At 65.0% G+C, this 5,271-nt stretch carries 9 protein-coding genes; 5 read left to right on the top strand and 4 right to left on the bottom strand.

Annotated features, from left to right (window positions below; translation table 11 throughout):
- The coding region (locus HUV01_RS15340; protein WP_302480050.1) for an OmpA family protein at positions 1–647 on the top strand (647 nt) is incomplete at its 5' end.
- A gap of 219 nt (positions 648–866) precedes the next feature.
- Here HUV01_RS15340 and HUV01_RS11595 read toward each other — a convergent pair.
- Positions 867–1,226, bottom strand: a complete 360-nt coding sequence (locus HUV01_RS11595; RefSeq protein ID WP_174298401.1) for a VOC family protein — start codon at positions 1,224–1,226, stop codon at positions 867–869.
- A gap of 67 nt (positions 1,227–1,293) precedes the next feature.
- On the opposite strand from HUV01_RS11595, the gene HUV01_RS11600 reads away from it, so the two are divergent.
- Complete coding sequence (locus tag HUV01_RS11600) at positions 1,294–1,611, top strand: helix-turn-helix domain-containing protein (protein WP_174298402.1); 318 nt, start codon at positions 1,294–1,296, stop codon at positions 1,609–1,611.
- On the opposite strand, the gene HUV01_RS11605 is transcribed toward HUV01_RS11600, so the two are convergent.
- On the bottom strand, positions 1,608–1,994 hold the full coding sequence (locus HUV01_RS11605; protein WP_174298403.1) for a VOC family protein: 387 nt from the start codon (positions 1,992–1,994) through the stop codon (positions 1,608–1,610). The genes HUV01_RS11600 and HUV01_RS11605 overlap by 4 nt on opposite strands.
- Positions 1,995–2,334: 340 nt before the next feature.
- On the opposite strand from HUV01_RS11605, the gene HUV01_RS11610 reads away from it, so the two are divergent.
- The 3 genes from HUV01_RS11610 to HUV01_RS11620 all read left to right on the top strand — a co-directional run bounded on the left by HUV01_RS11610 (position 2,335) and on the right by HUV01_RS11620 (position 4,518).
- Positions 2,335–2,736 carry a response regulator gene (locus tag HUV01_RS11610; protein ID WP_217430997.1) on the top strand — a complete coding sequence of 134 codons (402 nt, stop codon included), beginning with the start codon at positions 2,335–2,337 and terminating at the stop codon, positions 2,734–2,736.
- A 108-nt stretch (positions 2,737–2,844) separates the two neighbouring features.
- A complete protein-coding gene (locus HUV01_RS11615) occupies positions 2,845–3,846 on the top strand; it encodes a sensor histidine kinase (protein WP_174298404.1) in 1,002 nt (333 codons plus the stop codon).
- Between the two features lie 60 nt (positions 3,847–3,906).
- Complete coding sequence (locus HUV01_RS11620; protein WP_174298405.1) at positions 3,907–4,518, top strand: DUF938 domain-containing protein; 612 nt, start codon at positions 3,907–3,909, stop codon at positions 4,516–4,518.
- A gap of 3 nt (positions 4,519–4,521) precedes the next feature.
- Here HUV01_RS11620 and HUV01_RS11625 read toward each other — a convergent pair whose 3' ends face one another.
- Together HUV01_RS11625 and HUV01_RS11630 are read right to left on the bottom strand one after the other, a co-directional pair.
- On the bottom strand, positions 4,522–4,704 hold the full coding sequence (locus HUV01_RS11625) for an Ada metal-binding domain-containing protein (protein ID WP_174298406.1): 183 nt from the start codon (positions 4,702–4,704) through the stop codon (positions 4,522–4,524).
- A gap of 103 nt (positions 4,705–4,807) precedes the next feature.
- Positions 4,808–5,271: hypothetical protein (locus HUV01_RS11630; RefSeq protein ID WP_217430998.1), on the bottom strand; the 464-nt coding region annotated here is incomplete at its 5' end.

A 5,271-nucleotide genomic window follows, 5' to 3' on the forward strand; every position in this document is an offset into this window, starting at 1 on the left:
CGCGCGCCGACGCCGAGGCCGGACAGCGCGGTCTGCGCCGGGTCGGCCGCAGCGTGAGCGGCGTCGCTGTCTACGTGCCCGCAGTCGCCGTCGCCGCTCCGCGCGCGGTCTACGGCGGCGGTGGCGGCACATACGTCTATGGCGGCGGCTTCTATGGCGGCTATTACGGCTACGACGGCGGCGATTACGGCGGCGGGGCCGTCGCCGCGCCGGTCCCGGTCGACGACCGCCAGTACCGCGAGCTCCAGCGTGACACCGCCGGAACCGGCGTCACCGTCGAGCGGCGCGGGGCCGACCTCGTCATGGAGCTACCCGCCGACGTTACCTTCGCCTTTGATCACGCCGACATTCAGCCGCGCTTCGTCCCGGCCCTCGATGCCGTGGCGCGCACCATCGCCGCCTATCCCGCGACCGATGTCGAGGTTATCGGCCATACCGATGCCGTCGGCAGTGATGCGTACAACTTCGCCCTGTCGCAGCGGCGGGGAGCGAGCGTCGCGGACTTCCTCGTCAGCCGCGACACCGATCCCGAGCGGCTCGTTGTTGAAGGGCTTGGCAAGACCGAACCGGTAGCCAGCAATGCCACCGTCGCGGGCCGCGCGGCAAACCGGCGCGTTGAAATCGTGTTGCATGGCCAAGCGGCGTAAGCTGGAAGAACGAGTTGGAACCGATCAGCCACGCCGGCAACGCTGGAGCAAGATGGGGCTCACGTTAGGTAAATCCTGCCCAACCGTCTTAAGGTGGCGCTGACCCAAAATCCGACATCCCGGGCATCCTCACAGCATTCCGAAACCGGCCGTTTATTTATGTGAAACGTCAACTCTGGGCTGGAGAGCCGCCCGCTTGCAACGCCGGGCGCGGGAGACTTAACGACTCGAAAGGAAGAAGACGTTGCCGTCAGGGTCCTTAAAGTAGACGTGCGGAAACGGCCTCGTCTCCGGGGGTCCGATGAACTCCACGCCGCGCGCGAGGAGCTTGTGATAGGTATAGTCCACGTCGTCGCATCCAAAGGAGCCGTTGAAGAACGTCCCGACGCGGTCCTCCTGCCCTTCCGGTGTCAGCAGCAGTAGACCGGTCTGGGCCCCAGGAATGGCGAGCTCGATCCAGCGTTTCTCTCCGACGAAGCGGTCAGTGGTGATCATGCAGCCCATCGTCTCGGTCCAGAAGGCCAGCGCCCGCTCCTGGTCCCGCGTCGGGATGCCAACATAGTTGATCCTCCGGAGCATCGTCGCCTCCCGCGCTCGCGCAGGGCTACTCTTTGCCCGACCCCGCCTATCGCCTACTGCTATAGCAATGAGCGAGAAGCGCTACACGGTCGATGCCTACGTCCTCGACGCGCTCATGCGCGATCTGGTCGGGCACGACCACCGGGCATCAGCCTTTCTGGTCTACCTCACCCTGACGTCGGCCGTGGGCCCGTCGCGCATCAGTCACGGCCAACTCGCGGAACGGACGGGCCTCTCCAAGCGCACCGTGCAGGACGCCGTGCTGCATCTCGTCGACCGAAATCTGCTGCGCGTGACAAAGGCCGGTGCGACCGACGTCCCGCGATACGAACCTCTGACACCTTGGCGACGCCGTCACGCGACGAGCGCGGAAAATTCGTCCTAGCCCTTCTTCGGCTGCCACAGCTCGATCTTGGTGCCGTCGGGATCCTGGATCCAGGCGAAGCGGCCGAACGGATCCTCGTCGTCGCGCTTCAGGATGGGAACGCGGTGCGCGGTCAGGCGCGCGACGATCGCGTCCATGTCGTCGACGGCAAAGTTGATCATGAACTCCCGCGTCGACGGATTCAAATAGTCGCTGGAGTCGGGGAAGGCCGTCCACGACACCTTGGGCGGATGCCCCGGCGTGTCGAAGGGCAGCGCCGCGCCACCCCATGGCTTGACCTCGAGGCCGAGGACCTCGCGATACCATTGCGCTAGAGCCTTGGGGTCCTTGGTCTTGACGAAGACGCCGCCGATGCCGGTGACGTGACCTGGTTGCTCAGCCATGACGGGCTCCTGACAGGTAAGCGTAAGTGCGAACGTCAAAGGGATCAGGTAGTTGAGCGACATGGCTCGTTCCATTTCGGTCCTGCACTGATGTTCGCCTGCGATGCCGTCATTGGATGTTAAGTGCGGCACCCCTGTAGCGCCAAGTGCAGCAGTGATTGCTATAGCGACTGTTGCGCTGCCGTCCGTGGCGGCGATTGGCGGTGACGACCCCATATTCGGTCACTCACTGCCCGATTAGCGGACCAGTAACTGGACATCGGTTCATGTTGGTTGGGGGTTGGGGGCGGGCACTAAATTCCATTGCGGGCCGCCTCGTAATTTTTACCCCGGAACGTCGTTGCGCCGTAATCCGTTGACCCCCATGTCGAATTGCCCGCCACCCGCGATCCTGATCGTCGAAGACGAGCCGCTCATCCGGATGAACGCCGTCGAGATCCTCGAGGAGCTGGACGCCGAGGTTCTCGAGGCGGCCGATGCCGACGAGGCAATTCGCGCGCTCAACTGTCATCCGGGTGTCTGCCTGCTGTTCACCGACATCAACATGCCGGGGTCGATGGACGGCATTGCGCTCGCTGCGCATGTCCATGCGACCCACCCCGATATCGGGCTGATCGTCACCTCCGGCGGGCAAAATCTCAAAAATGCGCAGCTACCCGACAGCGGCACGTTCCTGCCCAAGCCGTATCGCCACCAGCAGTTGCTCGACCTCGCGCGAAAGAAGCTCGCGTCGAAGGGCTGATCCGGCCTATGCACTGGCCTTCGCTGGACGAAGCGACAGTGCTCTGCCTTCGCTTCGGCGGCTGCTCGTCCTTATTAAACGTTCGACGCCGCGGGAAACACATACAACGTGAGTGACGCATCCGATGCCTTCGTCTGGAGCGCCGAGCGCCTACGCTCGGCTACGGATGCTGCCGATATCGCCTTGTGGTCGTGGAACGTCGATACCGACGAGGTCGCTCTCGACGAACGCGGCTATATGTTATGGGGCGTCGAGCGGCGGTCCGGACTGACCTTCAGCGACCTGTCAAAACAGATCCACCCGGCGGACATCGACCGAGTTCAGAGAGCTTTCAATTCCGTACGCGACGCCCTCGGGGCGTTCGAACTCGACTTCCGCATTGTCCGTCGCGGCGAGACGCAATGGATTATCGCGCGTGGGCAGGGGGGCGAAGACGGTCTCATTGAACGGGTGATGTTCGGGGTGTTTCTCGATGCCACGCAGCGCAAGGAGGCGGAGGAACTGCGCGACGATCTGGCCGGCGAGATGAGCCACCGCGTCAAGAACGTCTTCGCGCTGGCGTCAAGCATGGTCGCGATCGCGGCGCGGTCGGCATCGACGCCCGTCGCCATGGCCGAAGATCTGAACCGGCGGTTGCGCGCTCTGGCGGTCGCCCACGATCTGGTGCGCCCGACACCGGGCGAACGAGGCCACGAAGCGGCGCTGCTCAAGGACCTGTTTGCCGCCGTCCTCGCGCCTTACGACGATAATGGCTGCATTGGAGGGCGTATCCACGTCGATCTGCCGAACATATCCGTCGGTGACCGGTCGGCAACGACGCTGGCGCTCGTTATCCACGAACTGGCGACCAACTCCGTCAAGTACGGCGCCCTGTCTAAGCCGGAAGGATCGCTGCGCATCGCGTGCACTCCGGCTGCGACTAAAGTCGCGATCCATTGGACGGAGACTGGCGGCCCTCCGTTGTCCGTTCCGATTGGACCACTGGGGTTTGGCAGCAAGCTGATCGCCCGGAGCATGAGCGGCCAGTTGCATGGCGGCGTCGAATACGTCTGGCAAGCTCAGGGTGCGGTCATCACGTTACAGGCGAGTACGGAGCGGTTGCGCCTATAGGACCGCTATTTAGCGCCCCGCGATCACGGCCAACGACCAGTCTCGCGCGTAAGGTAAAATATGTCCGATCTTTATGACGCTCGTTTGAGTTCGGCGGCAGTAGTCCGGAACCGCTCGCCGATCCTCGACGTGTTAAGGAACGCCTTGCCAATTAAGGGGCTGGTCCTTGAGGTAGCCAGCGGCAGTGGCGAGCACATCACGTGGTTCGCCGGACACCTGCCGTCGCTCGACTGGCAACCTTCAGACCCATCACCAGCAGCACGCGCCTCGATTACTGCCTGGACGGCAACGGAGCGCATGACCAACGTTCGTCCACCGCTCGATCTCGATGCCAGTTCCCGGTCGTGGCCGATCATTGCCGCCGATGCAATTTTGGCGATCAACCTCGTGCACATCAGCCTGTGGTCGGCGACGCAAGGCCTGTTGAGGGAGGCCGGGCGATTACTGCCGGCTGGCGGACTGCTCTATCTCTACGGCCCTTTCATTCAGGCAGGGGTCCCGCTCGCGCCAAGCAACGCCGCGTTCGATGCCGATCTGCGTGGGCGAAACGTGTCATGGGGTCTGCGCCATCTCGCCGAGATCGAGGCCGACGCCGCGCAGTCGAACCTTGTGGTGCAGAACGTCGTGACGATGCCGGCGAACAACCTATCGGCGATTTTGCGCCGAACATGAGAGCTACGACCGGCAATGCCGGGACGGCTTCCGGCGGCGTAGACCCAGCGGCGTCCGCGCCGGGCACACCGGGCGGCAGAAGATGCCGGTGGTGGCCACGCAGACGAAGAAGGCTCCGTCGCCGGCGGGATCGCGGACGGCGAGGCTGGCGTAGCAGGCGGCGGGGTCGAGAGCGGCGGTCGTCATTCGCCCGGTATAGCGGCTCTGCGCCGGCCGTCTGGCGGTTTTCGGACGCGGCCGTCCGCCCGAACCAGAGGCCGGGTGTGGACAGGGTAAGACGATGGGAAGGTCAGCGCTTCGGCGCGACCCGGTGCGCGACGAAGACGACGAGCGCGGCGAGGCCGAGGCCCCAGTGGAGCCACGACACGCCCTGCCGCAGCGTCTCGTCGCCGAGATAATAGAGCAGGTAGCCGGTGACGCCGAGGACCGCCGCGACGGCGAGCAGCGCGCCGCCGCTCCACCGTGCGCGGCGCGCGCGCCAGCCGCGGACGACGTGAACCCCCCATAGCAGTCCGAGCAGCGCCAGCGCGATCATGGCGACGAGGCCGTGGAGGCGCAGCGCCCACGGTTCGGCCGGGCTCGTCTGCGGTCCATAAGGACCCTGTCGGATCAGGAAGTAATGCGCGACGAGCCACGCCGCGCCGCTCGCCCACAGCAGCGCCGCGGTGGCGTCGACCAGCCGCCGCCGCCCGGTCCCGAGCCGGATCGCGCCGATCGTCTCACGCCGCATCGGCGAGGCTCCCGCCGATCGTT

This window comes from Sphingomonas bacterium, from assembly GCF_903643035.1.
Classification (GTDB): Bacteria; Pseudomonadota; Alphaproteobacteria; order Sphingomonadales; family Sphingomonadaceae; genus Sphingomonas.

Excerpts from the sequence above, each read along its gene's own strand:
- HUV01_RS11625 (WP_174298406.1), bottom strand. The coding sequence starts at position 4,704 with ATGACGACCGCCGCTCTCGACCCCGCCGCCTGCTACGCCAGCCTCGCC.
- HUV01_RS11620 (WP_174298405.1), top strand. The coding sequence starts at position 3,907 with ATGTCCGATCTTTATGACGCTCGTTTGAGTTCGGCGGCAGTAGTCCGG.
- HUV01_RS11595 (WP_174298401.1), bottom strand. The coding sequence starts at position 1,226 with ATGCTCCGGAGGATCAACTATGTTGGCATCCCGACGCGGGACCAGGAG.
- HUV01_RS11600 (WP_174298402.1), top strand. The coding sequence starts at position 1,294 with ATGAGCGAGAAGCGCTACACGGTCGATGCCTACGTCCTCGACGCGCTC.
- HUV01_RS11605 (WP_174298403.1), bottom strand. The coding sequence starts at position 1,994 with ATGGCTGAGCAACCAGGTCACGTCACCGGCATCGGCGGCGTCTTCGTC.